Annotated in this window: 25 protein-coding genes and 1 pseudogene; 16 read left to right on the plus strand and 10 right to left on the minus strand. The window is 57.1% G+C overall.

Annotation, left to right across the window (positions count from 1 at the left end):
• The first annotated feature begins 364 nt into the window (after window positions 1-364).
• Together R3D51_16035 and R3D51_16040 are read left to right on the plus strand one after the other, a co-directional pair.
• Window positions 365-1393: a putative zinc-binding metallopeptidase gene (locus tag R3D51_16035; GenBank protein MEZ5900993.1), complete on the plus strand. Its 1029-nt coding sequence runs from the start codon at window positions 365-367 to the stop codon at window positions 1391-1393.
• Window positions 1394-1407: 14 nt separating this feature from the next.
• Window positions 1408-2436, plus strand: coding sequence for an ATP-grasp domain-containing protein (locus R3D51_16040; GenBank protein MEZ5900994.1), 1029 nt, complete (start codon window positions 1408-1410; stop codon window positions 2434-2436).
• Window positions 2437-2438: 2 nt separating this feature from the next.
• Here the strand turns inward: R3D51_16040 and R3D51_16045 are convergent, their stop codons facing one another.
• Window positions 2439-2588, minus strand: coding sequence for a hypothetical protein (locus R3D51_16045; protein ID MEZ5900995.1), 150 nt, complete (start codon window positions 2586-2588; stop codon window positions 2439-2441).
• Between the two features lie 342 nt (window positions 2589-2930).
• Window positions 2931-3576 (minus strand): annotated as a pseudogene (locus tag R3D51_16050) (DDE-type integrase/transposase/recombinase).
• An 870-nt stretch (window positions 3577-4446) separates the two neighbouring features.
• On the opposite strand from R3D51_16050, the gene groL reads away from it, so the two are divergent.
• Both groL and R3D51_16060 read left to right on the plus strand, forming a co-directional pair.
• Window positions 4447-6081: a chaperonin GroEL gene (groL, locus tag R3D51_16055; protein MEZ5900996.1), complete on the plus strand. Its 1635-nt coding sequence runs from the start codon at window positions 4447-4449 to the stop codon at window positions 6079-6081.
• A 220-nt stretch (window positions 6082-6301) separates the two neighbouring features.
• Window positions 6302-6544 carry a hypothetical protein gene (locus R3D51_16060; GenBank protein MEZ5900997.1) on the plus strand — a complete coding sequence of 81 codons (243 nt, stop codon included), beginning with the start codon at window positions 6302-6304 and terminating at the stop codon, window positions 6542-6544.
• 285 nt (window positions 6545-6829) lie between these two features.
• Here the strand turns inward: R3D51_16060 and R3D51_16065 are convergent, their stop codons facing one another.
• Window positions 6830-7309 carry a YSC84-related protein gene (locus tag R3D51_16065; GenBank protein MEZ5900998.1) on the minus strand — a complete coding sequence of 160 codons (480 nt, stop codon included), beginning with the start codon at window positions 7307-7309 and terminating at the stop codon, window positions 6830-6832.
• Between R3D51_16065 and R3D51_16070 the strand changes: the two genes are divergently transcribed.
• The 4 genes from R3D51_16070 to R3D51_16085 all read left to right on the plus strand — a co-directional run bounded on the left by R3D51_16070 (window position 7308) and on the right by R3D51_16085 (window position 9832).
• On the plus strand, window positions 7308-7457 hold the full coding sequence (locus tag R3D51_16070) for a hypothetical protein (protein MEZ5900999.1): 150 nt from the start codon (window positions 7308-7310) through the stop codon (window positions 7455-7457). The genes R3D51_16065 and R3D51_16070 overlap by 2 nt on opposite strands.
• 161 nt (window positions 7458-7618) lie before the next feature.
• Window positions 7619-8374, plus strand: a complete 756-nt coding sequence (locus tag R3D51_16075; GenBank protein MEZ5901000.1) for a TerC family protein — start codon at window positions 7619-7621, stop codon at window positions 8372-8374.
• A gap of 1 nt (window position 8375) precedes the next feature.
• Window positions 8376-9329, plus strand: a complete 954-nt coding sequence (gene argC / locus R3D51_16080) for an N-acetyl-gamma-glutamyl-phosphate reductase (GenBank protein MEZ5901001.1) — start codon at window positions 8376-8378, stop codon at window positions 9327-9329.
• A gap of 104 nt (window positions 9330-9433) precedes the next feature.
• The gene (locus R3D51_16085; protein ID MEZ5901002.1) at window positions 9434-9832 is read left to right on the plus strand and encodes an MAPEG family protein; all 399 of its coding nucleotides are present in this window, start codon (window positions 9434-9436) and stop codon (window positions 9830-9832) included.
• A 4-nt stretch (window positions 9833-9836) separates the two neighbouring features.
• Here R3D51_16085 and R3D51_16090 read toward each other — a convergent pair whose 3' ends face one another.
• Window positions 9837-10916, minus strand: a complete 1080-nt coding sequence (locus tag R3D51_16090; GenBank protein MEZ5901003.1) for a COX15/CtaA family protein — start codon at window positions 10914-10916, stop codon at window positions 9837-9839.
• Between the two features lie 135 nt (window positions 10917-11051).
• Here R3D51_16090 and R3D51_16095 point away from each other — a divergent pair, with 135 nt between their 5' ends.
• The gene (locus tag R3D51_16095) at window positions 11052-11291 is read left to right on the plus strand and encodes a DUF2842 domain-containing protein (GenBank protein MEZ5901004.1); all 240 of its coding nucleotides are present in this window, start codon (window positions 11052-11054) and stop codon (window positions 11289-11291) included.
• A 5-nt stretch (window positions 11292-11296) separates the two neighbouring features.
• Here the strand turns inward: R3D51_16095 and dxs are convergent, their stop codons facing one another.
• Entirely contained in the window at window positions 11297-13216 is a 1920-nt protein-coding gene (gene dxs / locus R3D51_16100) for a 1-deoxy-D-xylulose-5-phosphate synthase (protein ID MEZ5901005.1), read from the minus strand.
• Between the two features lie 161 nt (window positions 13217-13377).
• Window positions 13378-13677, minus strand: a complete 300-nt coding sequence (locus tag R3D51_16105) for a DUF1244 domain-containing protein (GenBank protein ID MEZ5901006.1) — start codon at window positions 13675-13677, stop codon at window positions 13378-13380.
• Window positions 13678-13934: 257 nt separating this feature from the next.
• On the opposite strand from R3D51_16105, the gene R3D51_16110 reads away from it, so the two are divergent.
• From R3D51_16110 to pyk, 3 genes are all read left to right on the plus strand, one after another.
• Window positions 13935-15230, plus strand: coding sequence for a glycerate kinase (locus R3D51_16110; protein MEZ5901007.1), 1296 nt, complete (start codon window positions 13935-13937; stop codon window positions 15228-15230).
• 110 nt (window positions 15231-15340) lie between these two features.
• Entirely contained in the window at window positions 15341-15748 is a 408-nt protein-coding gene (locus tag R3D51_16115; GenBank protein ID MEZ5901008.1) for a DUF1036 domain-containing protein, read from the plus strand.
• Complete coding sequence (pyk, locus tag R3D51_16120; protein ID MEZ5901009.1) at window positions 15745-17190, plus strand: pyruvate kinase; 1446 nt, start codon at window positions 15745-15747, stop codon at window positions 17188-17190. Before R3D51_16115 ends, pyk begins: the two co-directional genes overlap by 4 nt.
• Before the next feature lie 494 nt (window positions 17191-17684).
• Here the strand turns inward: pyk and R3D51_16125 are convergent, their stop codons facing one another.
• Window positions 17685-19499 (minus strand): carbamoyltransferase C-terminal domain-containing protein, encoded by a 1815-nt coding sequence (locus R3D51_16125; GenBank protein ID MEZ5901010.1) that lies wholly within the window; start codon window positions 19497-19499, stop codon window positions 17685-17687.
• A gap of 449 nt (window positions 19500-19948) precedes the next feature.
• Here R3D51_16125 and R3D51_16130 point away from each other — a divergent pair, with 449 nt between their 5' ends.
• Window positions 19949-20260, plus strand: a complete 312-nt coding sequence (locus R3D51_16130) for a hypothetical protein (GenBank protein MEZ5901011.1) — start codon at window positions 19949-19951, stop codon at window positions 20258-20260.
• Window positions 20261-20409: 149 nt separating this feature from the next.
• Here R3D51_16130 and R3D51_16135 read toward each other — a convergent pair whose 3' ends face one another.
• Complete coding sequence (locus tag R3D51_16135) at window positions 20410-21174, minus strand: tetratricopeptide repeat protein (GenBank protein ID MEZ5901012.1); 765 nt, start codon at window positions 21172-21174, stop codon at window positions 20410-20412.
• A gap of 135 nt (window positions 21175-21309) precedes the next feature.
• Complete coding sequence (gene ykgO, locus R3D51_16140; protein ID MEZ5901013.1) at window positions 21310-21435, minus strand: type B 50S ribosomal protein L36; 126 nt, start codon at window positions 21433-21435, stop codon at window positions 21310-21312.
• A 789-nt stretch (window positions 21436-22224) separates the two neighbouring features.
• On the opposite strand from ykgO, the gene R3D51_16145 reads away from it, so the two are divergent.
• Together R3D51_16145 and R3D51_16150 are read left to right on the plus strand one after the other, a co-directional pair.
• A complete protein-coding gene (locus R3D51_16145) occupies window positions 22225-22941 on the plus strand; it encodes an SDR family NAD(P)-dependent oxidoreductase (protein MEZ5901014.1) in 717 nt (238 codons plus the stop codon).
• A gap of 203 nt (window positions 22942-23144) precedes the next feature.
• Window positions 23145-24188, plus strand: coding sequence for an NAD(P)-dependent oxidoreductase (locus R3D51_16150; GenBank protein ID MEZ5901015.1), 1044 nt, complete (start codon window positions 23145-23147; stop codon window positions 24186-24188).
• A gap of 81 nt (window positions 24189-24269) precedes the next feature.
• Here the strand turns inward: R3D51_16150 and rfbC are convergent, their stop codons facing one another.
• Window positions 24270-24815, minus strand: coding sequence for a dTDP-4-dehydrorhamnose 3,5-epimerase (gene rfbC / locus R3D51_16155; GenBank protein ID MEZ5901016.1), 546 nt, complete (start codon window positions 24813-24815; stop codon window positions 24270-24272).
• A gap of 366 nt (window positions 24816-25181) precedes the next feature.
• Between rfbC and R3D51_16160 the strand changes: the two genes are divergently transcribed.
• Window positions 25182-26213 (plus strand): glycosyltransferase family 1 protein, encoded by a 1032-nt coding sequence (locus R3D51_16160; GenBank protein MEZ5901017.1) that lies wholly within the window; start codon window positions 25182-25184, stop codon window positions 26211-26213.
• Window positions 26214-26219 lie beyond the last annotated feature (6 nt).

Below are 26219 nucleotides of genomic sequence, written 5' to 3' on the forward strand. Positions count from 1 at the left end.
TGCGTTCCCGATCTTTGCCGCGAAGGCGGCAGGCGTCAGGTACCCCAGGCTCGAAGGTCACGCGTTCGACGTATGTGGATCTGCTCCAGGAGGGAAATTGCGGCTTTCTTCTGAGATTTATGTGCGCGCGCAGGAACGCGCCCGACCACCGCTCTCGAAGAACACTTAGGAAACTCGTGTCAGTCCACGCACCTATCATGGATTTATTGACGAGTGCCGAGGGACCGTCATAAAGAATCATTGCGGCAAGCAGCCTTGCGTCGAGCCCTACTGATAATGGGCTTAGATGGCACCTCTCCTCGCAAATTTGCGTTCAGTTTTTCGCACTGGCTTGTTCCTGAAGGGAATAAAGATTGAGGCAAGAATGACCATACGCGCGTCGCGCCTAGATGCGATGTCCGACGACGAGTTGCTGCGCTTACGCTTCTGCGACTTGCCGCTGCGTCTTAATGGGTCAGCCGTGCAGCAGCGTGCGAAGGCGGTCTTCGATGAGCTCGAAGATCGCGACATTTTCTTCAGGCCATCCATCTGGATCGCTGACGAATGGTACAATCCCGATGAGGTGGTTGGCTTTGCTGTACCGTTTTATCTCTTGCATCCAAGACTGGTTCGCCTAGAGCGAAAGATGATGTTGGAGGCCGAGGGAGTGGCCATCAACGAAGCTCTCAGCATCATTCGCCATGAAACCGGACACGCCATCGACGAAGCATTTCAACTGCGAAAATTGCCCGAATATCGAAAAGTATTTGGTAGTCCCGACCGGGCATATCCGACCGACTACGTTGCCGATTCTGATAGTCGTAGTTACGTCCACCACCTCAACGCTTGGTATGCACAGTCCCATCCGGTTGAGGACTTTGCAGAGACGTTTGCGGTTTGGCTGAAGTCGAAACGAGGCTGGCGTCGTAAGTATCGCGACTGGGCTGCGCTTGCGAAGTTGGAGCTTGTGGACGAGTGGATGCACGAACGCCGGAAAGTCGAACCAGTGATCAAGCCGCGGCGTATTGCAAACGAGCTAAAATGCTCGACTCGGACACTCGCAGAGCACTATGAACAAAAGCGTGACTTCTATGCGATAGATGCAGAAGACGAGTTCGACAGTGCGCTCCGCCGGATTTTTCAACCGTCTCGTCAACAATATCGCAGTCGAAGACGGCCTTCGGCGGCCAGTCTTTTGGCATCACATCGCACGCGCTTACGTCGTCGCACGGCCCAACCGCTCGGTGTACCGGCTTATGTTGTCGATCAGGTCCTGCGCCAGTTCATGTACAGGGCCCGCATTCTGAATTTGAAGCAAACCCAGCCCGAGGCCGAAACGATCTCCAAGCTCTTCCGTCTTGTGACACGCGCTACCGTCGCAATTATTCGAAATGGCCCAAGGTTGCCGCTATGACCGCCATACGGAAAATGAAAAAAAAGCTGAGGGTCATTCTTCTGGCAGATGAGAGATTATTGCCAACTGGCGATCTCTCGCAGTTCAGCGACAAGCAACAGCTATTGCGAAAAACCGAATTCAATGTGAAGGAGGCGATTGAATCACTTGGACATGAACTCATAGCTGTTGGTGTTTCAGACGATCTTTCGACGATCCGCGGTGCGATCGACGCGCACCGGCCTGACATCGTATTCAACCTAGCCGAGGAGTTTAGCGGCATCGGGCATTTTGATCAGCACGTTGTAAGTTTCCTGGAACTGCTGCATCAACCCTACACAGGTTGCAATCCGCGCGGCCTCACTATTGCTCGTGATAAGGCTTTGACGAAAAAAATTCTGGCTTATGACGGCTTTAATGTTCCGGAATTTGCGATCTTCCCAATGAAGCGGGCGACAAAGCGACCGCGAACACTTGGCTTCCCGTTGTTTGTAAAGTCACTCTCGGAGGAAGGATCAGTCGGCATATCGAGTGCATCAATCGTTTGGGACGACTCAAAGTTGATGGAACGGGTGGCTTACGTTCATCGTACGGCCGGGACTGCTGCACTGGCAGAGCAATACATTGAGGGCCGGGAAATGTACGTTGGCGTGATGGGCAATGAGCGTGTCACTGTTCTTCCGGTATGGGAGTTCTTTCTAGAGAAAAAGCCTGAGGGGGCGCCCTTGATCGCAACAGACCGCGGCAAATGGGATCCAGACTATCAGGAGCAGGTTGGCGCGGTGACCGGCCCAGCAGAGATCAGCGATAAACTAGCAGCCAAACTGCAGAAGTTGTCCCGCGAAATATACCGCCTTCTTGGACTGAGTGGCTACGCCCGGTTGGATTTTCGCGTCACGCCCTCTGAAGAAGCATTCCTTCTAGAAGCCAACCCAAACCCGCAAATTGGACGTGATGATGAATTTGCCAGTTCGGCAGAGCATGCTGGCATCGGATATCCTGAATTAATCGAACAGCTCATCCGCTACGGCATGAACTTTAATCAGGAACGAATGATCATTTGAGATTAGGCAGCGGACTTGAATTGCTCCATGGGGGTAACGTTGTCGGCAAGGCGCGTGAGATCATCGAGGTCAAGGATGATGATACCGGTGATGCGATTTTCGCGCGGCAGTATACCATCTGCCGATCGAAACAGCTGAGGAAAAGTTTTCAATGACTTCAAGCCTTGCAGGCGAGGATCTGCCCCCCGTAGCCGGCAATGGCATTTGGACCGACGCATTCTGCTTAAGGGCGGACTTATAATAACGACTGCCGCTTTGACTGGCGGTACGGCGGCGGCAGAAGAAACCGCGAAAAGGTCCCTTGATCCAGCTAATCCACCTTGGTTGCACAAGCCCGGACAGCCGTTCTCGATTTACGGCAAGCCGTCGAGATTCGAAAATGAAACCATTCGTCCCATAGGCGCGAACAGCTGCTTTGAGACGGCTTGCGGCGTGAAGGACTGGAGGCTCCGGGTCAGGTTGGGTTGAGATTTAAGCTGCGGATTTGAAGTGGTCAATCTGCGGTGTTGGATTGTCTCTCGCTTGATCTTCTCCCTCATGGTCAGGATTTTGCGACCGCGCCCGAAGTACACGTCGGCCGGCGTCAGATTGCCCAGGCTCTCGTGGTAGCGGGCGTGGTTGTAGTGTTCGACGAAGCGATGCACGGCGTGCTCGATAGCAGGATGCGGTTTTTCAAGGTCTGATGCCAGCGCTCGATCTTGCCTTGCGTCTGCGGATGGTTCGGGGCACCACGCACATGCCCATGCCGTTTCCGTCGAGCCATTCGGCAAGTTCGGCAGAGACATAGCTCGAGCCGTTGTCGCTCAACAGCCGCGGCTTGTGCACGACGCGGGCGTTGTCGCAGCCTGACGCGGCCAGCGCCAGCTGCAGCGTATCCGTGACGTCCTCGGCCTTCATCGTCGCGCACAGCTTCCAGGCGATGATGTAACGCGAGAAGTCGTCGAGGATCGTCGACAGATAGAACCACCCCCAGCCGATGACCTTCAGATACGTGAAGTCGGTCTGCCAGAGCTGGTTGGGCGCGGTCGTCTTGTCGCGGAACTCGTCCGCTGCCTTGATGACGATGAAGGCCGGACTGGTGATCAGGTCGTGGGCCTTCAAGAGCCGATACACGGAGGCCTCGGACACGTAATATTTGCGCGTGTGTCAATTGCAACGTGCTACAGAGTATTTCTAGAAACCGAAAGGCAAACAAATTGGCAAATCCAAAGTACAGAATTGGCCAGATGGTCGACTTCAATCCAGCACGCCCCACGCTTCCTGCCTCGATCCGCGAGTACAAAGTACTGAAGCTACTGCCTCGGGACCGAGGAGAGCAGGAGTATCGCATCAAGTCATCTACCGAAGTCTACGAGCGGATAGCAAAGGAATCAGAGCTATCCCCTCATTCCTAACAGCAGCTCGTCGCAACTGATCCGTGCCATCCAGAACCACTGAAGCGGCGATCACCTCAAACAGATGATTGGACTTGTGGTTGGATAACGGCTACGGTGTTCGATAGTCACGCCGTATTTGACCGGGTTGCTCTTTCGAAAGAGACATAGCTCGAAAACATCGAGTCCCTCGCGTCGTTGAACTGCATCAAGCGCTAAAATCTAGAAATGTTCCGGCAAACCGATGTGGATGCTGGCGACCTAAGGCCGTTCGGTCAAGCCTGCATCTGGAGTTGACGATGAACGCACCCTGAAAGAGGCCAGGTCAGGTTCAGTGAATTCGCCCGAGCTAAGGAAATAATCAATGTCTTTGTCAGTGTCCCATCAGGTTATTCACGTCAGTCGCACATCCAGTGGAGCATGGGCTGTAACGGGTCAACGCCAGTACTCTTATAAGAACCCGAAGGATTTTCGCGTGAAGTCTCACGCAGTTGCTTATGCCCGCGCCCTCGCTTGGTCGCGCCGATCCCTCCTCTTAGTAGACAACGATTTTGGCATGCCTGTTTGCCAGTCCCGTGCAAGCATGACCTATCCAATTCGTCTCGATTAAACGTAGCGATTTGCAGGAGTACCCGAGATGAGTCCGAAAGACGTCAAATTCGGCCGCGACGCGCGCGATCGAATGTTACGGGGCGTTGAGATCCTTGCCTATGCAGTCAGTGCGACGCTCGGGCCTAAGGGACGCAACGTTGTCATTGCTAAATCCTTTGGCGCGCCGCGCATCACCAAAGACGGTGTGACGGTAGCCAAGGAGATTGAGCTCGAAGACAAATTCGAGAACATGGGCGCGCAGATGCTAAAGGAAGTCGCCTCTAAGACATCTGAAGTGGCCGGCGATGGCACCACAACCGCAACCGTCCTCGCTCATGCAATAATGAGAGAAGGCGCCAAGTCAGTCGCTGCCGGCGCTAATCCAATGGACCTCAAGCGGGGTATTGATCTGGCCGTGTCGGCCGTCGTTTCGGATCTCAAGGTCAAGGCTAAGAAGGTGACCTCCAACGACGAGATCGCCCAGGTTGGAACCATTTCGGCGAACGGGGACGCTGAAATTGGCGCCAGAATTGCGGAAGCGATGAAAAAAGTCGGCAATGAGGGAGTGATTACGGTCGAGGAATCAAAAAGCCTCGAGACTCAGCTCGATGTCGTCGAGGGCATGCAGTTCGACCGCGGCTATCTCTCGCCTTATTTCATCACCAATTCGGAAAAGATGACGGTCGAACTTGAAGACCCCTACGTTCTGGTTCACGAAAAGAAGCTTTCGGGTCTCCAACCCATCCTTCCCTTGCTCGAAGCCATCGTTCAGACGGGCAAGCCGATCTTGATAATCTCCGAGGATGTTGAGGGCGAAGCGCTTGCAACTCTCGTGGTGAATAAGCTGCGTGGCGGACTAAAGGTAGCCGCCGTCAAGGCCCCCGGCTTCGGCGATCGCCGAAAGGCCATGCTTGAGGACATCGCGATCCTCACGGCCGGCACCGTGATCTCTGAAGACCTCGGCATCAAGCTTGAGACCGTGACGCTCAACATGCTCGGACGTGCCAAGAGAGTGACGATCGATAAGGAGAACACAACGCTGGTAGACGGAGCCGGCAAGAAGACTGATATCGAAGCTCGCGTGAAGCAGATCAAAGCCCAGATCGAAGACACGACGTCGGATTATGACCGAGAGAAGTTGCAGGAGCGTTTGGCGAAGCTTGCAGGAGGAGTGGCCGTTATCAAGGTTGGCGGAGCGACTGAGGTCGAGGTGAAGGAACGTAAGGATCGCGTCGACGACGCGCTGCACGCCACCCGCGCAGCCGTTGAAGAGGGCATCGTTCCGGGCGGCGGCGTGGCGCTCCTTCGTTCCATCAAGGCACTTGAAACGCTTGAATCTGACAACGAGGATCAAAAGGTCGGAATCCAGATTGTGCGGAAGGCGCTCCAGGCCCCGGCCCGCCAGATCTTCGAAAATGCCGGTGAGGATGGTTCGGTTATTGTCGGCAAGATTCTCGAGAACGCCAAGTATGCCTACGGCTACAACGCCCAGTCGGGCCAGTATGGTGACCTAGTTGCCGAGGGCGTGATAGATCCGGCCAAGGTCGCACGTTGCGCGCTACAGGACGCGGCCTCTATCGCAGGCCTGCTTGTGACGACAGAGGCGATGGTTGCCGAGTTGCCGCAGTCGGAGGCTGGCTCCGCGCAGCCACAAATGGGCGGTGGAGGCATGGGTTTCTGAGCCGAGACCCACGGGTAAAGCGGCAGAAACGTCCTGCTTGGCAAATGCAATTAATGAACTGTGATATCAAGGTGCGAGCCCGCTTCTTTTGCTTGCAGCTGAAGCGAAGGTATGTGCGTGGTATGCGCTCATCGGTGCCAGAAGCGATACCGGCCTTAGACCAATCGACCGCGGACACAGTCTGATATGCGCTAGCTTTTACGCAATAAGGAGATCCAGCGTGATTCATTGGAAGCAGATTGACGAGTTCATTGAGCCAAACTGGGAGAAGGTGGGTGCGGAAGGGCCGCCCAGCCTCTTCTGGCGTGGTTCCAAGTCGGCGGCGGTTTTCGGTTTTATTCGCGACGGAGAGCTCTTCGACTATAAATGGCTCTACGTCTGCGACTCCAACAAAGTGACACACTTTTCCGAAGTAAATGGACCTGATAGCAACGTGGTGGAATTGGGAAACTTCAGGCCCTGAGATGGTGAGTGACCGTAATCGCCGAAAATGTCCGACCATGTTTTTCAGCCATGGGCCGCGCGCGCAGTTTGGTGCACCCCAGCGCAAGTCCATGGTCGAAATTAGTTCACAAATCATTCACACATAGAATTTTAACATCTATCCTGTTGTGTTTCCAGTTCTCCAAGCGCTAATCGCTTCCTGCGCCTGGATTGCCCATTGGGGTTTGAACAAATCAGAAGGGCCGTCCGATGGGACGGCCCTTTCGGCATCTGATCGTGCGAAAACCAATCAGGCTCGCAGCACTCATTTTCTGATGCGCGAAATCTTAGAACCTTCGAGCGTCAGATTGTACATCAGCCCCTTGGGATCGATGATGAACCCGACGATAGGGCTCGTGATGCGCTCCGTATCAATCGAGCCGCCAACACCAACCGTGATAATGGCGACCGAGCCGTCCACGCCGACCTTCCAGCCATCCGTTCGCCTGAAGCTCTCAAGTGCCTGGTGGTTCATAAACATAATGATGACCGACCGCGCCTGCACGCCGAGCTGAAAGCCCACTGAAGCCGAGATCGTGTTGTAATAGCTATTAGGTCGCCCACGTTCGAACAGAACGCCCTCTCCGTATTCGCCGCCAATACCAAAGCCTGCTTTGACGACCGAAGGGAACACCAGCATTCCAACCGACTTCTGAGCCAGATCGCGCGCGCCTCCGACATGGCGATAGAAGCGCTCCAGTGTGTCCTGAGCATCGGCCTCAAGTGCCGCTGCCGATGCCGCCATGGCAGGTGGCGCCGCCGAGATCCAAACCGCAAAAGCTGCGAAAATTGCCGGAATTATCGACCTGATTATCATTTGCGACCCCCATCCGAGCGCCAAAATTGCCCCGGAAAATACCCTTGGGAACGATAGCGGCAAGACCATGACCTAAGGCAATTTGGCCGTACCCCGACTGCATCCAATGAGCGCAATCATAGTGTTTTGCAGACTTGCAGACTTGCCCTCCGGCCGGGCCGATGCCACATACCGCGCGATCAGAATGATTGAAATGAGGCCGCAGGGCATGCGGCCTTCACGGGAGCCCGCACAGCCATGGAATTCATCCTCAGCAATTTAGGTTCGATGGTCGACACTGTTGTTACCGACATAGGCCTCGTGCTCTCGCCGGAGTGGTGGCGCACGCATTGGGTGGCTCTGTTCAACATCCTGATGATCGACCTGACGCTCGCGGGAGACAACGCCATCGTCGTCGGCATGGCGGCCTCCAAGGTCCGCAAGGACATCCGGAACAAGGTCATCTTCTGGGGTATCGCGGGTGCGGTCGTCCTGCGCATTCTGTTTTCAAGCATCGCCCAACAGATGCTTCAAGTTATCGGTCTCACGCTCGCCGGCGGACTGCTTCTGCTGTTTGTCTGTTGGAAGATGTACCGCCAGATCGTCGACGAGAATAACGAGTCCATCGAGACAATCGAACACAACCTCGCATCCGACCATGTGAAGGGCCACGAGGCGACCTTCTGGTCTGCTCTGTGGACGATCATTCTCGCCGACCTTTCCATGTCGATGGACAACGTTCTGGCCGTTGCCGGCGCGGCTGGCGAGTCGACGCTTGTGCTCGTCATCGGCTTGGCGATTGCCATCGTGCTGATGGCCGTCGCTTCTACCTATGTCGCTAAGCTGCTCCACCGATATCCTTGGATTGCATGGGTCGGGTTGCTCATCATCCTCTACGTTGCTCTGGACATGATCTATCGCGATCTCCACCAGATCGCTTGCCGGACCTACGGAATCGGGTGCTCTGAGACCATCTTCCAGGGCATCAAGCACCGGCTCGGATTTGGAGGCTGAGATGGCGGCAGGCGCACACGGCGGCACGGCAAAGATCTTTATCGACGGCGAGGCCGGGACGACCGGCCTTCAGATCCGCGAGCGGCTCGCCAAAGAGCCCGGCATCGAGGTCGTCAGCATCGATCCCGCCAAACGCAAGGACGCCCAGGCGCGCAAGGACATGATGCGCGCTTGCGATCTTGTCGTGCTGTGCCTACCGGACGATGCCGCCAAGGAAGCCGTTGCGCTTGCCGCCGAACTTGGCCAGCACGCTCCCAAAATCGTCGATGCCTCCACCGCTCACCGGGTTGCGCCCGGCTGGATCTACGGCTTTGCGGAACTCGATGCAGATCAGGCGGGCCGTATCGCAAAGGCTAAGCTCGTCGCCAACCCGGGCTGCTATCCAACAGGCGCAATTGCACTTTTGCGCCCGCTCGCCGATGCCGGTCTTCTCCCTGCCGACTTCCCCGTCTGCGTCAATGCAGTGTCGGGGTATTCGGGCGGCGGCAAGAGCATGATCGAAAGCTACGAGGTGTCGAAGACAGCGCCCGCTTTTGAGCTCTATGGCCTGGGACTTGAGCACAAGCACATTCCCGAGTTGATGGCGTATGCGCGATTGGACCGGCGACCGATTTTTATTCCCAGCGTCGGCAACTTCAAACAGGGTATGCTGGTCTCCATCCCGCTGCATCTCGACCTGCTGCCGGGCAACGTCACCATCAAGCTGCTCGAAGAGGTGCTGAGCGCGCATTACGCCAACGCCTCCCAGGTCCGTCTCGTGCGCGATGCCGCCTCCAAGATCGGCCGCCTCGACCCGCTTGCGCTCAACGACACCGATGCGCTTGAATTGTACGTATTCGGCAAGAGCGCGCTAAACCAGGCTGTACTCGTTGCTCGATTGGACAATCTTGGAAAAGGTGCAGCCGGCGCGGCCGTGCAGAACCTGAAACTTATGCTTAACCTCACCGGACCCTAGACCCTATCGAACCAATTAAGGGTATGAAACGTATCCAAGTGGACGCCGCCGCTATGCGCGTTACTTGGCTTGCTTAACTGAACCGGCAAGATGGAGACTCTCTCATGCCGATCACCGCATTTTACACCGCTCTTCTGGCGCCGCTTTTCCTCTACCTTTCTGTGCGAGTCATCGGCCGGCGACGTGAAGCCAAGGTCGCCCTTGGCCCGGGTGACGACTCCATTCTGTTGCGGCGTATGCGCGTCCACGCGAACTTTGCCGAGTATGTGCCCTTCACATTGCTGAGCATGGGGCTGGCCGAAGGTGTTGGAGTTGCCTCTCTCGTGATCCACATCATCGGCGTCGTGCTAGTAGCGGGACGCTATATCCATGCCTACGGCGTTTCGCAGCAGCCGGAAAATTTCAAGCTGCGCGTAACTGGCATGACGGCAACCTTCACCGCCATTGCGCTTTCGGCCATCATGATCCTGGTGAAGGTCTTGCCGGTTGTGTTTGCGCTGTAAGTCGTCAAACCTTGCGCGCGTCGCGCACGGCGAACAGGTGCCAGACCGCGACGCCCAGTACGATCACCGCGCCGGCTTGATGCAGCACGCCGAGTTCGAGCGGCACATGCCAAACCAACGTCAAAATGCCTACGACAGCTTGGGTGAGCGTTACCAGCAAAAGCATCAAACCGGATTGCTTTGCCATCGAGGTCGCACCGCCCCTTACGATGGCGATGACTTGAACGAGCGCGGCCGCGAGCACGATGTAGGCCACCATCCGGTGATTGAACTGCGCTGCGGCATGACTTTCAAAAAAGCTCATCAGAGTCTGCCCGGAGATCCAGTAATCTGATGGGATGAACTGCCCATCCATCGACGGCCATGTATTGTAGATAAGGCCCGCTTTGAGGCCGGCAACGAAGGCCCCCAGAACTGTTTGCAAGAACACCAGGCCGAGTATCACGGCGGCCATTGCTCGCACGAAGGGCGTGACAATCGCGGCCGATCCGCCGCGCCGCGCCCTACGCTCATCGAGTGCCAGCCAGACCAGCAGCGAGAAGATCGCCAGCGCACCAGAAAGGTGCAACGCCAAGCGGTATTGGCTCACGGAGACGCGCTCAGACAAACCCGACGACACCATGTACCAGCCGATGGCGCCTTGGACAGCGCCCAGCGCGAACAATGCCGCGTATTTTCTCGCAGTGCCCTTCCGCAGCCATCCCCGCCACCAGAAGAACACAAGCGGAAGTGCAAACACGACGCCGACGACGCGGCCGAGAAGGCGATGTCCCCATTCCCACCAGAAAATGCCTTTGAACTGCGCAAGCGACATGCCTTCGTTGATGAGCTTGTACTGCGGGATCTGCTTGTACTTCTCGAACGCGGCGAGCCAGTCGGCTTCATTGAGGGGTGGAATTGCGCCGATGATCGGCTTCCATTCCGTGATGGAAAGCCCGCTCCCGGTCAGCCGCGTTGCGCCGCCGACGGCAACCATAGCGAACACAAGGATAGCGACGAGCCACAGCCAGGCTTCGACAGCCGCGTGGCCGGTCTCCTCACGAAGCGCGCGAGATGCGCCTGTGTTGGCAGCCCCGTTTGCCATGCTCGATGATCTCCTAGTGACATTCCGGATCGGCGATTACTTGCGTAGCCCCTGATAATGGGCCATCACTGCGCCCGCAATGCGCGCCGGGCCGCACCCTGTCGATTATGGCCCCCGCGTTAGGGACGATTATTCATGACTCAGCGTCAGCGAAAATTTGCGGGAGCCATCCTGCTCATCCTACTCATTACGGTCTATGCGCTGCTCGCGCTCGCAGTCGCCGTCGTTTTGCAAATCCGGCAAGCCAATGGCTTCGTCGAGTTCGCATATTACGTCGTCGCCGGCCTATTGTGGGTATTGCCAGCGGGCGCGTTGATCAAGTGGATGGCAAAGCCTGATGCGCCCAAGATGCCAAAGGCCCGACAAGGAAGCTGATGGGCCTACGCGCGTCCGGGTAACAGGTCGCCTGTCAACTTGTCACGCCCCAGCGCCTTGAACACGGTCGAGACGATCCCATCTGCGCCAAGCCCCGCAGCCTTGTACATTTCTTCGGGCTTGCCGTGATCAATAAACATATCCGGCAACACCATCGTGCGGGTCTTCAGCCCCCGATCGAGCAAGCCCTCTTGCGCGAGGTACTGAAGAACGAACGAGCCGAAGCCGCCGACCGAGCCCTCCTCGATCGTGACCAACACCTCATGATTGGCAGCTAGCTTTCTGATGAGTGCTGTGTCGAGAGGCTTGGCAAAACGAGCATCGGCGACGGTCGTTGAAAGCCCGAAGGCAGCCAACTGCTCAGCCGCGCGCAACGCCTCAGCCAGCCGCGTCCCCAGCGACAGAATGGCAACCGTTGAGCCCTCGCGTACGATGCGTCCCTTGCCGATTTCCAGCGGACGGCCTTCCTCCGGAAGCTCTACGCCGACCCCCTCGCCGCGCGGATAGCGCAGCGCGCTCGGGCCGTCATCGATCGCAGCCTGCGTGGCGACCATGTGCACCAACTCGGCTTCGTCTGCAGCCGCCATCAAGATCATATGCGGCACGCACCCCAGATAAGCGATATCGAAGGCGCCCGCATGTGTCGCGCCATCCGCGCCGACAAGCCCCGCGCGATCGAGCGCGAAGCGTACCGGCAAACGCTGAATAGCCACGTCATGCACCACCTGATCGTAGGCGCGCTGAAGGAAGGTGGAGTAAATCGCGACGAACGGCTTGTAGCCTTCCGCGGCTAACCCGGCAGCGAATGTAACAGCGTGCTGCTCGGCAATTCCCACGTCGAACGTCCGTTGGGGAAAGCGAGTTCCGAACAGATCAAGTCCGGTGCCATCCGGCATGGCGGCGGTAATGGCAACGATCTTGTCGTCTTTCTCAGCTTGCTTGATTAAGCTCTCCGCAAACACCCGCGTGTAGGTTGGGGCATTAGGTTTGGGCTTCACTTGTGCGCCGGTGACGACGTTGAACTTCGACACGCCATGATACTTGTCGGCGGAGGCTTCAGCCGGCGCGTACCCCTTACCCTTCTTCGTAACCACATGGATAAGGATGGGACCCTGCTTGGCGTCACGCACATTCTTCAAAACAGGAATGAGTTGGTTGAAGTCGTGCCCATCGATAGGGCCGATGTAATAGAAGCCGAGTTCCTCAAACCACTGCCCGCCCTGCCAGAGGTGGCGGGTATATTCTTCCATGCGCGCCGCGCGCCGCTCCCACTTCTTCGGCAGCATCTTGGCAAGCTGCTTTGCGTAGTCGCGCAAGTGCAGATACGTACCCGATGAGGTGACGCGGGCGAGATAGGCCGACAGCGCACCCGTGGGCGGCGCAATCGACATGTCGTTGTCGTTGAGGATGACGATGAGGCGTTCATCGCGCGCACCAGCGTTGTTTATCGCCTCATAGGCCATCCCGGCGCTCATGGCACCATCGCCGATCACCGCGATCACGTTGTTGTCGCCGCCTGATAGGTCGCGCGCCACAGCCATGCCAAGACCAGCGGATATCGAGGTGGAGGAGTGAGCAGCGCCGAAGGGATCGTATTCGCTCTCGTCGCGCTTGGTGAAGCCCGATAGTCCGCCTGGCTGGCGAAGCGTCCGAATACGATCGCGGCGGCCCGTGATGATCTTGTGCGGATAGGCTTGATGGCCGACGTCCCAGATCAGACGGTCACGCGGCGTGTCGAATACCCAATGGAGCGCGACCGTCAACTCTACGACACCCAGCCCGGCGCCGAGATGCCCGCCCGTCACCGACACCGCATCAATCGTCTCGGTCCGCAGCTCATCAGCGAACTGAACCAAAGCGGATTCGGGCAGGGCCCGGAGATCCTCAGGCGTTTTGACGGTATCTAGAAGGGGCGTCTTGCTCACGAACCTCAATCCCTGCCGGTGCGACGGCGCCAATTATGACAGTTCAACCGTTATGGCAGATATGGAGGCCCCGCAAGGGACCAATCCACGCATATTCCGGCCTCTGAACGGCCAGGATCGCCAGATCCCGCACAGGTTTGGCGGTCGCTGCCCGTCCGAAGTTAGTGCTCTTTGGGACGATTGAGTTCGTAGGCGGCGAGCTGTTCGGGCCTCGCCTCGGTCTGGTGCTTGGCCCGCCATTCGGCATAGGGCATTCCGTAGACCAGCTCGCGAGCGGCGTCCTTGCTCATGTCGATACCCTTTTCCTTGGCCGCGTCTTGCATCCAGTTCGAAAGGCAGTTGCGGCAAAAGCCTGCCAGATTCATCATGTCGATGTTCTGGACGTCTGTGCGTGCGCGCAGATGCTCGACCAGCCGTCGGTAGACCGCCGCCTCAAGCGCCTCGGTTGTTTTGGGGTCCATCGTCATCGCTTCGTCTCCTCGTGGCCTGTGACAGCCGGTTTTGTGATCTTAAGGGGTGCGCCGCACCGCTTTTGGCCTCTGGCGCTTGGGGGATAGGATGGCTCCTGCCCATTTGGATTGCCAAGCCCTGGCTGCGGCTTCCTATTCCTTGACGCTTTCCGGGCTATCCCGCAAACCAAGACTAAAGAACAATGCGACCCAGCGCGAGCCCCAAGCGAGGGCCGGGCACGCAGAAGAAAAAGAGACCGGGAGGATACATGGCCGAGGCGACCAATACGGCGGCGCGGAAGTTGCTTATGGCCCTGTACGAGGCTGCTTATTCCACCGCCCACCCTCGCGTGTGTCTTCCTCCCCATCTGCCCGCGTTGCCTGAGGGTGGAAAGATCATCATCATCGGCGCAGGCAAAGGCACTGCAGCTATGGCGGTCGCGACCGAGGGCCACTACATCGCGGCCGGGCAGCAGGAGAAGATCTCCGGCCTCATCTCCACGCGCCACGGTTTTGGCCTGCCGACCAAGATCATCAAGATCATCGAGGCCGGACATCCGGTCCCCGACGCCAACTCCATCGAAGGCGCCAAACAAGCTATTGCGCTGGCCAAGACTGCCGGCCCGAACGATCTCGTCTTGTGCCTTTTGTCGGGCGGCGCCTCCGCACTTTGGGCCGCCCCCGTTGACGGCGTGACCTTCGAAGCCAAGCAGCAACTCACCAAGCAGTTATTGAAGTCGGGCGCGCCAATTTCGGAGATGAATTGCGTACGCAAGCACCTCTCCCAGATCAAAGGCGGCAAACTGGCCGCAGCTGCCTATCCTGCACGCCTCCTCACCCTCGCTATTTCGGACGTCCCGGGCGATCATCCCGACGAAATCGGATCGGGCCCAACCGTTGCGGATCGGTCCACGTTGCGCGATGCACGCCACGTGCTGGAGCGCTGGAAGATCACGCCTTCAACGGAGATAGCGGCTGCTCTGGCGAATGAGGCCAACGAAACCCTCAAGGCGGGCGATCCCAGGCTTGCGAACTCGAAATACGAGATCGTCGCCGCCCCCAAGGCGTCCATCGAAGCGGCGGCGACGATTGCCCGCAACTCCGGTTATCGGGTTGAAATCCTCGGCGACAGCCTGGAGGGGGAGGCCCGCGAAGTTGCAGAAAAACATGCTGCCATGGCCCTCGACGCCAAGAAGCGGGGTGAAAAACTGGCCATCATGTCGGGCGGCGAGCTGACTGTGACTGTAAGCGGCAACGGATCAGGCGGACCAAATCAGGAATATGCGCTCGGCCTTGCCATCTCCCTTGAAGGGGCTAAGGGAATCTCGGCGCTTGCGGGGGATACGGACGGCACCGACGGGGGTGGCGGAAATGCCGACGACCCGGCTGGTGCGATGGTTTTTCCAGATACCATCGACCGGGCGACCAAAATCAATCAAAATGCCGCCAATTTCCTGGCCAACAACGATTCGACGGGATTCTTCAAACCGCTAGGCGATCTTATCCTGTGCGGCCCCACCCAAACAAACGTCAACGACTTCCGCGTAATTCTCGTCGACCCTTGAGGCCAGTAGAGGGTGTGGCGGCAAGGCACGCTGGCCCGATTTGAGCACGAGGGGGATTTAGAGGGTTGATCTACACCCAACGAAGTGGGGCGCGCCGTGCCGCGTTCGGACTGGGACTAGCCCTTTGCCTGGCGGGCGCGGCCGACGCGCGCGCAGACCTGAAGCTTTGCAATTCGACTGCTAGCCGAGTCGGCGTCTCAATCGGCTATCAAGACAACACCGGATGGGCCACCGAGGGCTGGTGGAACATCGCGTCACAAACGTGTGAAACACTGCTCAAAGGTCCCGTACCAAGCCGCTTCGTGTATGTGCACGCGGTCGACTATGACCGTGGCGGGGAATGGGGCGGCAAGAACGAGATGTGCACCGCGGATAAGTCGTTTGCAATCAGGGGGGTTCAGGATTGCGCCAAACGCGGATATAAGCGCACCGGGTTTTTTGAAGTGGACACCGGGGAGGCGAAGGAGTGGACTATTCGCCTAACAGACCCCGATGCGCAGGGAAGTGAAGAAAAATGAGACGTAATCGCCGGGTCAAGATTGTAGCAACGCTTGGCCCCGCGTCCGCCGCCCCCGAAATGGTCGAGCGGCTTTTCCTGGCCGGAGTCGATGTATTCCGCATCAATATGAGCCATTCGACACCTGACGGCTCAAAGACGCTTTATAACACCGTGCGTGCATGTGCAGCGCGCCACCGCCATCCGATTGGGATCCTTGCCGACTTGCAGGGGCCAAAGTTCCGTATCGGCGAATTCGGCACCGGCCGTGTGCATCTGCCGGAGAAGGCGACTTTCATTTTCGACCGTGAAGAGGTGCCCGGCACCAATGGCCGCGTATTCCTTCCTCACGAGCAGATCTTCGACGCCATCGATGTGGGGCACAACCTGGTGCTCGACGATGGCAAGATCCGCATGACGGTCATCGAGAAGTCCAACAACAAGATTGCCGCGGAGGTGAAGGTTGGAGGAATGCTGGCTTCTCGTAAGGGCATTTCGATGCCCGACACGCTGCTGGCCATTTCGCCGCTGACCGAAAAAGACAAGGTCGACCTGACACACGTCCTGAAACTCGGCGTGGATTGGATCGCACTGTCCTTCGTGCAGCGCGCGGAGGATCTGCATGAGGTCCGCAAACTGATTGGAACGCGCGCGGCCATTTTATCCAAAATCGAAAAGCCGTCCGCCGTGACCGATCTGGAAAACGTCATTGCCGCCTCCGACGGCATCATGGTGGCACGCGGTGACCTTGGCGTCGAAATGCCGGTCGAGAAGGTCCCGGGCCTGCAAAAGAAGATCACCCGCCTCGCGCGCGCCGCCGGTAAGCCCGTCATTGTCGCCACGCAGATGCTGGAGAGCATGATCTCCTCGCCCATGCCGACGCGCGCGGAAGTGTCAGACGTTGCAACCGCCGTGTTCGACGGCGCCGATGCCGTCATGCTCTCCGCCGAGAGCGCCGTTGGGCAATATCCGGTCGAAGCAATCTCGACCATGAATCGGATCGCGATTGAGGTTGAATCCGATCCGCTTTACGAACCGATCCTTCACGCGACCCACACCGAGCCTCAGCCAACGGGTGCTGACGCCATTGCGCACGCGGCGTCAGCCATTGCCGATACGGTGCGCCTCGGCGCTATCGTCTGCTACACGGCGACGGGCTCTACGGTGCTTCGCGTCATCCGCGAACGGCCAGGCCTTCCCGTTATCGGTCTGACGCCAATTGAATCGACCGCACGACGCCTTTCACTGGCATGGGGCGTCCAGTGCATCATGACAGGAGATCCCGAAAACCTCGCTCACATGGTGCGCAAAGCTTGCCGCATCGCGTTCGAGGAAGGGCTCGTCTCTGCACGCGATGGACTTCTGATTACAGCAGGTGTGCCGCTCGGTTCACCGGGCGCGACAAACATGATCCGCATTGCCTTCGTCGACGACAGTGGCGCTCCCATTGCCGAGGAAGTCTGACACCTGCATCGTTAATCTTTGAAGCCAAACCCGGCGCTGCGCCGGCCCTACGCAGACAATAACGCGCGGAACTCTCAGCAATTGCCAAACGTTTCAACGGGCAACTGCGACTGAGAAGGAGAGTTCTGTGAAAGCCACAATTTTCGCAATCTGTACCGGCCTTACGGCGATTACTGCGTCAGCAGCAATGGCTGCACCAACCACTCACAGTGCTGACATCAAATCAGCTATGAAAGCTGAAAGCGGAATCACACACGTACGAGATTTCGATGACGAGCGCGGTCATCGCCGGTGGCACCGGCGCCACGGTGACCGCGACTATAACAGGTATCGTGGATGGCACCGCTATCACTACCGTCCGCGGGGATGGAGAGCGCGTGGTTGTGTCATCGTTGGGCCGGTTTGGTTCTGCCCGTAATATAATAGTGTGAAGCAAAAACGCGGCGGATCGTCACCCACCGCGTTTTTCTTTCATCACGCCTCGCCGTAGCTTATCAGTCTTCAACCATCAGACCACGACGTACCATCTCGGAGATCTCTTTGTAAGTCTTGCGCATGGGCAGCATGATGCCATGCATCTTGTTCTTCTCAATCAGCATGTCGTGAAGCGCGAGATAGTCGATACCGGTCCCCAAAAAACAATTGATCGCGTCCTGAGGCGACTCGACGATCGGTTCGCCCTTCACGTTGAACGAAGTATTGATCAGGACCGGAACGCCGGTGATCTTGTCGAACTCCTTCAAGAGCCTGTGCAGCTTGGGATTTTGATCTTCACGTACTGTCTGCACGCGCGCCGTGCCATCGACGTGCACAATCGCCGGAATTTTATCCTTCCACTCCGGCCTCACCTTCATGGCCATGAGCATGAATGGTGAATCGATTTCACCTTCGAAAATTTCCTTGGCACGCTCGGCAAGCACGATGGGCGCGAACGGGCGAAACGCCTGACGGAATTTCACGCGCTTGTTGAGGATGTCCTTCATCTCAGCAGTGCGTGGATCGGCCAGGATGGACCTATTGCCGAGCGATCTTGGACCAAATTCGGAGCGTCCCTGGAACCATCCAAAGACTTTGCCCTCCGACAACAAGCGCGCCGTCTCTGCGCAGATATCATCGCTGTCTTTGACCGCCGTTTCGATTTTTACGCGCGGATTGTCGACTGCCTTGCGCGAAATCTCTGGTGCGTAGTCCTTACCGAAATAAGCGTCGTTAATGACATAGCCGCGCGGCTTCTTGAGGATCTCAAGCCAACCGTACAAAGCGCAGCCGATCGCAATGCCATCATCACCGGCAGCCGGCTGAACCCAGATATCTTCAAATCCCGACAACTCGGCGAGCTTGCCGTTGGCAACGCAATTGAGGCCGACCCCGCCGGCGATGCAAAGGTACTTCGCGCCGGTCTTCTCGCGCAGCCATCGAGCGCGTTCCAGAAGAACCTTCTCAGTATCGTCCTGCACGCGCCAAGCCATATCCTCCCAGTGCTTGACGTCAGGGCTCGCTTCCCAATTGGGATCGACTTCCGGGGCCCATGCCTTGTTGAAATCCGCCGTCCATTCCGGAACAGAGATCTCACCATCCTTGATATTTATGAGAGGCTGGAAAGCGTCAGGACGTCCGTAGGGCGCCAAGCCCATAATCTCTCCGCACTTGTTCCAGTCAGCGAAGATGTAACTGGAGACCCGGCTGTAGATCGCACCCAGCCCCTCCATGAAAAAGAACTCATCGCTCAAGAAACCACGGACAGGCTCAAGCCATACCTTCTTCAAGGTTGTGAGTTCGCTACCCTTGAATGCGTAATAGCTCTCCGACTCGCGCGCCAGCGGCGTCGCCCCTTCAGTCATCTGGCCGGGTTCCTTGACATCCACGGCATAGCTTCCAACGCCGTCGACGATCATGATCACGCCCTCATTGAACGGGCAGGCAGCAAATGCGCTGTAGGCGTGAGCGAGATGATGAGACAGCGTGATGACTTTGTCAGATTTAGGCAGATAGAGTGGATGGACCTTGGCCTGCACACGCTCTTCGTCGCTCAAGAACTCCGGTACGCTTTCGTAAGCCAAGCGAGTTTCAAGATCCTCCATCGGCAGGACGTAGCAGTTGCGAACCACCAGATCGACATCGTCGAGGGTGATACCCTCAGCATTGAGACAATAATCGACGACTTCCTTGAAGAAGCCCGTCGCGTGCTTCTGGCGTGTAATGCGTTCCTTTTCGATCGCGTAGGCGATTTTCCCATCGCGCAGCAAACATGCGCTCACGTCGTGATCGTAGCCATTGATACCAAGAACATACGTATGTTTTTTCGACATCGAGGAAACTATCCAGCTTTACGGGAGTAAACAGTTGACGACCGCGAGGATCACCGAAGTGCTTGGCTCTCTCGCGGATAAGTTTTTGTGAGGAATTGTGAGGTGAATAAGTTCTCCTATCAAACAAAGCTCTACGATTGCTGTGCGGCTGAGCACGTGCAGCATGAGCATATTAGATTGCCGCGTATCAGTGGCAAAATATGGAAGGTAAATGTGATTACCCAAGCCCTGCGGTGACGGGTTGTCGAGACAGCGTCCTGTCTGTAAGCTTAGAGGTTGTGATCTGACGATATTGGTTTCCGTTTTTTCCCAATTTACTAATTCAGGGTGGAGCCAAGTCCCAAGATTTCAAGAACCGAGCACCTTTTTGCCGTGCATTCGGCGCATGGCCAAGCACTCTTTAAGACGTCGCTACGCGTCAGTAGCGGTATTGAGAGAAAGGCGGTGAAATGAAAGAAATTACGTCCAACCCACGTGGTGCAGTGCAGAAGGTCTCGACCTTCGGCATGACCATCGCGCGCAACGTCCGCAAGGTCGTCGTGGGCACTGTCGCGGTCGTCGCAATGATGGTCGCATACGGTGTCAGCACGATTGGCTCTATGGGCGCAACCGCGCTTGGCATCGCGGGCGTGACGAGTGTCGCAACCTTAACGGCTGCTTCGACACCCGCACACGCATACCGTTATCGCCGTCGTAGACGTGCTCGTCGGCGCCGTCGGCGTCGTCGTCGTCGTGGCGGCTGGTATTGGTACTTCTACTGATAAAACCGTAGCGCTCGCGCGGTTTTCATCAGACTAAAAACAGACAAACGAAAAGAGCGGCCTCTCGGCCGCTCTTTTTGTTGAAAGAGGAATCTCTCGCCAAGAGGGCGCGGGCGATCGAGGTCCGAAACTTCCGACCCGTCCCGCGATTAGATGCCCTGACCCTCTACTTCCTTCTTGAGGTTGTCGATCGAGGTCTTCGCGCCGGGCGTATTCGGATTGATACGATAGAGCTGCTCTAGCGCCTTGAGTGCGCCCTTCTTCTGCCCCTGCTCCTCGAGAATCTTGGAAAGGCCTTCAAGGGCCTTGAAGTGATTGGGCTCAAGGGCAAGGGTACGGCGCAAATCGCCAAGCGCGCGCGGGGTATCGCCCCTCAGATAATAGACAAATGCGCGACGGCTCCAGGCTTCGGCGTAGTCCGGCGCCAGATCGACAGCCGCATCAAGCAGCTTGAGTGCAAGTTCAGGATTGTTCTTGTTCGCGGCGTCGGCGGCCCGATCAAGCAGGAGATTGACGGTATCGCCGCCGGGCAGCCGCCAAATCCGCTCGATCGTCTCCATCACTTTGGTCGCAAGGAGAGGATCTTCCATCTTCGACAGCGCGGCAAACAGCTTTCCCAGGACGAGTGTCGCCTCGTCCTGGTTGCGCGGGAAATTCAGGCCCATCAAGCCAGGATCACCCTGATAGCCCTTTCGCGCCGAACGATAGCGCTCGCGCAAACCGGGACCGTCAATTTCAGGCGCTGGTGCAGGTGCCTCTTTGGCTCCGGGCTCCGCAGGATCGTTCGGCGCCGCCCCATTTGGGGCGTCGGCAACTGCCGGAGGCTTGGGCTCCTCAGCTATTGATGGCGTCGCAGCCAAAGCGGCGAGCGACAGAAAGGAACAACCGAGCAGGAGTTGGGCGCGCTTTTTCATGCCTGCAAACCTAGCCAAAGGCGCTTGGAGCGTCAAAGTACAGAATTTTAATTTAGCCAAAAGCACGAGCATGTGCGCACAGCAAAGCTGGGCCGTGAGGCCCAGCGCCGCGCGTAAAACAGCGTGATCAGGCGCTTAGCCCTGGCGAGCCTTGAAGCGCTTCTGCGTCTTGTTGATGACGTAGACGCGGCCCTTGCGGCGCACGACGCGGTTATCGCGGTGCCGCGAGCGCAGGGATTTCAAAGAGTTTCTGACTTTCATAACGACACCAGTTCTTCAATTGCAATCAGGCACTTCGCCAAAGGGAAGGCCCAAGATGGACGGTTTGGAGGAGGGTCTAGCGCATCATGTGTCAACAAACAATGGGAGGCACCACATTATTTCGTTGTCAACATGGGCTCCGCCGGTATCCTTGTTGGCGGACAGTCGCGCGTAGACGCCCCAGTTTCTTACTTTTAGGAGAAACGATCATGCGCGCAGTGACTCGGCTGCCTCGTCTCATCCAGTTCGGCCTCAGGCAAGTTCTACGATCTCTAACTCGACAGCCTACCGACCGAAGCCAGACCTGGGACTGGGCTATTCGCTAACCTAACCTATTGTTTAGTCAACGATTTTCCAGAAACCCTTCCGGACCCCAGACCTCCAGAGCTTAGAAGCCCCGCGCCCTGGCCCGTTGGTTGCGAACGTCATCATGCAATCCAAGTTTAGAGAGTTTCTTGCCCTGCCCTTGCCGGGGCTCGTAGTGCACCGCAAACTCAAAAGCAATATTGGCGAATCCAAGCCAACTGTCGTTGCGTCAATTACGCACAACTTTTGCGTGCATATTAGCTAAGCAAACAACCTCTCACACTATTGCAGATGCGGCTTTTGGCGCCTCACGTTTAACTCGTCGGGCTGCAAGCCCCCAACAGGAGGTCTTGCGGGCCCACCACACCGGGCGCATCAATCTGTGTACTCAGTCTCCAAGAAGGCGTGCTTTTCCACAAAACGAGAGTCTGTAGCGAGGAGCCTCAGATAAAAAGAGGGCCATTTGAGAGGACGGTCTTTGTAGTGAGAACAAACTCAGTTGCTCTCGTCACCGGCGGCAACCGGGGTCTTGGAAAGGAAATCGCCAGGCAGCTCTCGCGCCTTGGTATGCGCACGATTATCGGAGCGCGCGACGAAAAGAAGGGTGCCGACGCTGCCGCCGAGCTAACGTCCAATGGTTTCCAGACGGCCAGCGTTGTTCTCGATGTTGACCTTGCCGACAGCGTCAGTGAAGCCGTCAGCCGTGTCACGGCAGATTTCGGGAACATCGAAATCCTGATCAACAATGCCGGGATCGCCATCGAAAGCCTAAATCCAATCCTCTCCACTTTTCTCTCAATCTCGCCCGAGGTCGCACTCAAAACGTTCTCAACGAACACACTTGGCCCGATGCGCATGATGCAAGCCGTGTTGCCTCACATGGCCGAAAACAACTACGGGCGCATCGTCAACGTGTCGTCGAGAGCGGGGCAGCTCCAGGAACTGCGGCAGGGGCTTGCAGCCTATCGCATATCTAAAACTGCCCTCAACAGCCTCACCCGAGCCGTGGCCGCCGAATATGCGCAGCAGAACATCAAAATTAACTGCATGTGCCCGGGCTGGATACGCACCGCCATGGGCGGCAACGCTGCGCCGCTGACGGCGGAGGAAGGAGCAGACACAGCCATCTGGCTCGCGACTCTTCCTTCAGATGGACCCACCGGCGGTTTTTACAGATCCCGGCAACTCCTCCAATGGTGAGCTAGATCTTCTGTACGTCTGCTACGTCGTTTGGGTACCTCGATACGTCGGAGGTCGCCGTTCAAAGGCGGGCGCAAGAATTGATAGTGTGATGGGACTATCTTCCAACGCGGAGACCCAGCCTCGGGCCCCTCGCGTTTCTCGCTTAGTCGTCGAAAGCGACTAACCATTCTCGAATTAATGCGCACGAGAGAGACTAGATTATGAGAGTTCTGCTTACCGGTCATCTTGGCTACATCGGTACGATCATGGCGCCTGCGCTGATCGCCGCCGGCCACGACGTATTGGGCTGCGATAGCAATATCTACCAGCGGTGCAGTTTCGACGTCGGTGGCCCGATTGCAGACGTGCCCTGGCTGCACAAGGATGTACGCGATCTGGAGCGACGCGATCTGAAGGGCATCGACGCAGTAATCCACCTTGCGGCGCTCTCCAACGATCCCCTGAGCGATCTGAACCCGGACGTCACTTTCGAAATCAATCACCGCGCCAGCGTCAGCCTTGCGAAACTTGCGAAAAGTGCCGGTGTCGGCCGTTTCATCATGGCTTCATCGTGCAGCAACTACGGTTTGGCCGGCGACAACCTGATAGATGAGACAGGCGACCTCAATCCGGTAACGGCCTACGGCCAATCGAAGGTTTGGGCAGAACGCGATATAGCGCCGTTAGCTGACGACGATTTCTGCCCGACGTTCATGCGTCCGGCAACGGCATATGGCCTTTCGCCGCGCATGCGCTTTGACATCGTACTCAACAATCTCGTTGCATGGGCCGTCACCAAAGGGCTGATTTATTTGAAATCCGACGGAACACCGTGGCGCCCAATCGTTCACATCGAAGACATCTCGCGCGCTTTCATCGCGGCACTTGCAGCACCGCGCGAAGCGGTATTCAAGGAAGCCTTCAACGTCGGGCACACCTCCCAGAACTACCGCATCAGCGAAATTGCCAACATCGTCGCCGAGGTCGTTCCTGATTGCAGGGTGCAGTTTGCCGAGGACGCCGGCCCGGACAAGCGCTGCTATCGCGTGAGCTTCGAGAAGATCGCTCGTATCCTGCCCGACTTCAAACCACAATGGGACGCACGAAAGGGCGCTGAGCAACTCTATCAGGCATACAAGTCATCTGGCTTGACGCTCGAAGAGTTCGAGGGACCTCGCTATCAACGCATCAGTCATGTCAAGAAACTGATTAACGACGGTGTGCTCGACCAGAGTCTGCGCCACACAGATCGGGCCGCGGCGTGATCCTAGAGACCCGTCCATCATAATTTTTTCATTTCACTGGTACAGGCTTCTCGTTTCCCGGCGGACCCTTCATTATTCTCATTATACCTTAGCTTCGATCTCATCCATCGAAGGCCAGGCGAGATCGCGTTCTGAGATAACACTGACCTCAAGCGGCCAATTGATGGAAATTGCAGGATCGTCAAAGCGAATGCCTGTCGAAGCGGATGGTTCATAGAATGCCGAAATCAGATAGTTGACTTCAGTGTCGTCACTGAGCGTCTGAAAACCGTGTGCAAAGCCCTCCGGGACATAAAGGCTGCAACCGTTGGCGGCCGAAAGCTCGAAGGCTTCCCATTTTCGATAAGTCGGCGAATTTGGTCTCAGATCAACGATCACATCGTGAATCGCTCCCGAGACGCATCTAACAACCTTCACTTCACCGTGCGGCTGTAGCTGGAAATGCATGCCGCGCAAGGTGCCTCGCTTGGCAGAGAACGAGCAGCTGTGCTGTACGAACCTTGTCTCAAGACCTTGGTCTGCGAATTCTCGAATGCAGAACGTGCGGGCGAAAAAACCCCGGCTGTCGGCATGACGCTCCGGCTCGATCAATACCGCGCCATGCAGGCTAGTTTTTAGATAACGCATGCTGACTCTCGCGCCGACTATTCGAAGTTCCTGCCCGTTCAGTGCGCGGAAATTCTAACTTAGCGCTGACTCTATCATCACCGCGCCCAAAGCAAGCGCCACTTTTGTTCGCGGCGGGGACGTTTTTAATCGACAGTAAATGTGCACGTCAGCGCAGCCGAGCTACGCCAAAATCGTATCGCGCTGCGCCTTTTGATGTAGCTTGGTAGCAAATGTGCGGTGGTCCTCTAGCTCCGATCCGATTGAGCTTCCTCCTATATCAACCCTGGTGCGCGGCAACAAACTTGCCCCATGCTGCTGAGCATGGCCCGCTTTATTTTTTGGGGAAAAAAGAGCCGCGGCGATTGGATTGATGCAGAGGCCCGAATGCAAAACATCACTTTGAACGCACGCTTCTACTCGCACATTCCGACCGGAATGCAGCGCTACGGTTTGGAGATGGTCAAACGGATGTCGGGAGATCTCGACGTCGTCCGTCCAAGTCGACCGTTGAGCGGACCGGAGGGGCACCTCTGGGAGCAGTTCTATCTGCCTGCCGCCTCCCGCGGCCGTTTGCTCTGGAGCCCGAACAACACCGGACCGATCGCCGTCCAGCGCCAAGTCTGCACAATGCACGACATCATCCCCGTTGAACATCCCGAGTGGTTCAACCCTCGGTTCGCTGCTTGGTACGCGTGGCTACTGCCACGCCTATTGAAGCGCGTAGACCATCTAATCGCGGTGTCGCAGTTCACGAAAGAGCGCATTGTCGAGAAATTCGGCGTCGATCAGTCGAAGATTTCAGTCGTATGGAACGGCGTCGATGATCAGTTCCGACCGCGCACCGAAGCTGAAATCGATAACGTGCGCGAGGCTCTCGGCATAAAGAGCAAAAACTATATCCTTTGCCTTGGTTCACTCGAACCGCGCAAAAACGTTCCAAGGCTGCTGCAGGCCTGGGATCTCATTAGTCGACAATTGCCCGACGAGGTTGAGCTTGTCATATCTGGCAAGGTCGGGGCATCGAAAGTCTTTTCGAGCGCCGGCTTGAGTGAAATTCCAGAGCGTGTCCATTTTACCGGGTATGTGAACCAAGAGCAGCTTCCCGCGCTGTATTCCGGCGCGCTGGCGCTGGTTTACCCCTCGCTTTACGAAGGATTCGGCCTGCCGCCGCTGGAAGCCATGGCCTGCGGGACGGCCGTCGTAACTTCGGCCAGCACATCTCTTCAAGAGGTCGTGGGAGACGCCGCGGTACTCGTCGATCCTCTAGACATAGGCTCGATTGCAGAGAGCATTGTAGCAGTCGTCGAGAATGAAGCCCTGCGTCACGATCTAAGCAAACGCGGCCTGGAAAGAGCCCAAAATTTCACTTGGGACCGCAGCGCAGATGCGACGCGCGAGATTCTGCTGCGTTTCTGAAGAAAG

Source organism: Hyphomicrobiaceae bacterium, assembly GCA_041397645.1.
In the GTDB taxonomy this organism is placed as follows: Bacteria; Pseudomonadota; Alphaproteobacteria; order Rhizobiales; family Hyphomicrobiaceae; genus Hyphomicrobium_B.

Coding starts and splice junctions, on each gene's coding strand:
- R3D51_16035 (MEZ5900993.1), top strand. CDS start 365: ATGACCATACGCGCGTCGCGCCTAGATGCGATGTCCGACGACGAGTTG.
- R3D51_16040 (MEZ5900994.1), top strand. CDS start 1,408: ATGAAAAAAAAGCTGAGGGTCATTCTTCTGGCAGATGAGAGATTATTG.
- groL (MEZ5900996.1), top strand. CDS start 4,447: ATGAGTCCGAAAGACGTCAAATTCGGCCGCGACGCGCGCGATCGAATG.
- R3D51_16070 (MEZ5900999.1), top strand. CDS start 7,308: ATGGCAGGTGGCGCCGCCGAGATCCAAACCGCAAAAGCTGCGAAAATT.
- R3D51_16065 (MEZ5900998.1), bottom strand. CDS start 7,309: ATGGCGGCATCGGCAGCGGCACTTGAGGCCGATGCTCAGGACACACTG.
- R3D51_16075 (MEZ5901000.1), top strand. CDS start 7,619: ATGGAATTCATCCTCAGCAATTTAGGTTCGATGGTCGACACTGTTGTT.
- argC (MEZ5901001.1), top strand. CDS start 8,376: ATGGCGGCAGGCGCACACGGCGGCACGGCAAAGATCTTTATCGACGGC.
- R3D51_16085 (MEZ5901002.1), top strand. CDS start 9,434: ATGCCGATCACCGCATTTTACACCGCTCTTCTGGCGCCGCTTTTCCTC.
- R3D51_16090 (MEZ5901003.1), bottom strand. CDS start 10,916: ATGGCAAACGGGGCTGCCAACACAGGCGCATCTCGCGCGCTTCGTGAG.
- R3D51_16095 (MEZ5901004.1), top strand. CDS start 11,052: ATGACTCAGCGTCAGCGAAAATTTGCGGGAGCCATCCTGCTCATCCTA.
- R3D51_16105 (MEZ5901006.1), bottom strand. CDS start 13,677: ATGGACCCCAAAACAACCGAGGCGCTTGAGGCGGCGGTCTACCGACGG.
- R3D51_16110 (MEZ5901007.1), top strand. CDS start 13,935: ATGGCCGAGGCGACCAATACGGCGGCGCGGAAGTTGCTTATGGCCCTG.
- pyk (MEZ5901009.1), top strand. CDS start 15,745: ATGAGACGTAATCGCCGGGTCAAGATTGTAGCAACGCTTGGCCCCGCG.
- R3D51_16125 (MEZ5901010.1), bottom strand. CDS start 19,499: ATGTCGAAAAAACATACGTATGTTCTTGGTATCAATGGCTACGATCAC.
- R3D51_16130 (MEZ5901011.1), top strand. CDS start 19,949: ATGAAAGAAATTACGTCCAACCCACGTGGTGCAGTGCAGAAGGTCTCG.
- R3D51_16135 (MEZ5901012.1), bottom strand. CDS start 21,174: ATGAAAAAGCGCGCCCAACTCCTGCTCGGTTGTTCCTTTCTGTCGCTC.
- ykgO (MEZ5901013.1), bottom strand. CDS start 21,435: ATGAAAGTCAGAAACTCTTTGAAATCCCTGCGCTCGCGGCACCGCGAT.
- R3D51_16150 (MEZ5901015.1), top strand. CDS start 23,145: ATGAGAGTTCTGCTTACCGGTCATCTTGGCTACATCGGTACGATCATG.
- rfbC (MEZ5901016.1), bottom strand. CDS start 24,815: ATGCGTTATCTAAAAACTAGCCTGCATGGCGCGGTATTGATCGAGCCG.
- R3D51_16160 (MEZ5901017.1), top strand. CDS start 25,182: ATGCAAAACATCACTTTGAACGCACGCTTCTACTCGCACATTCCGACC.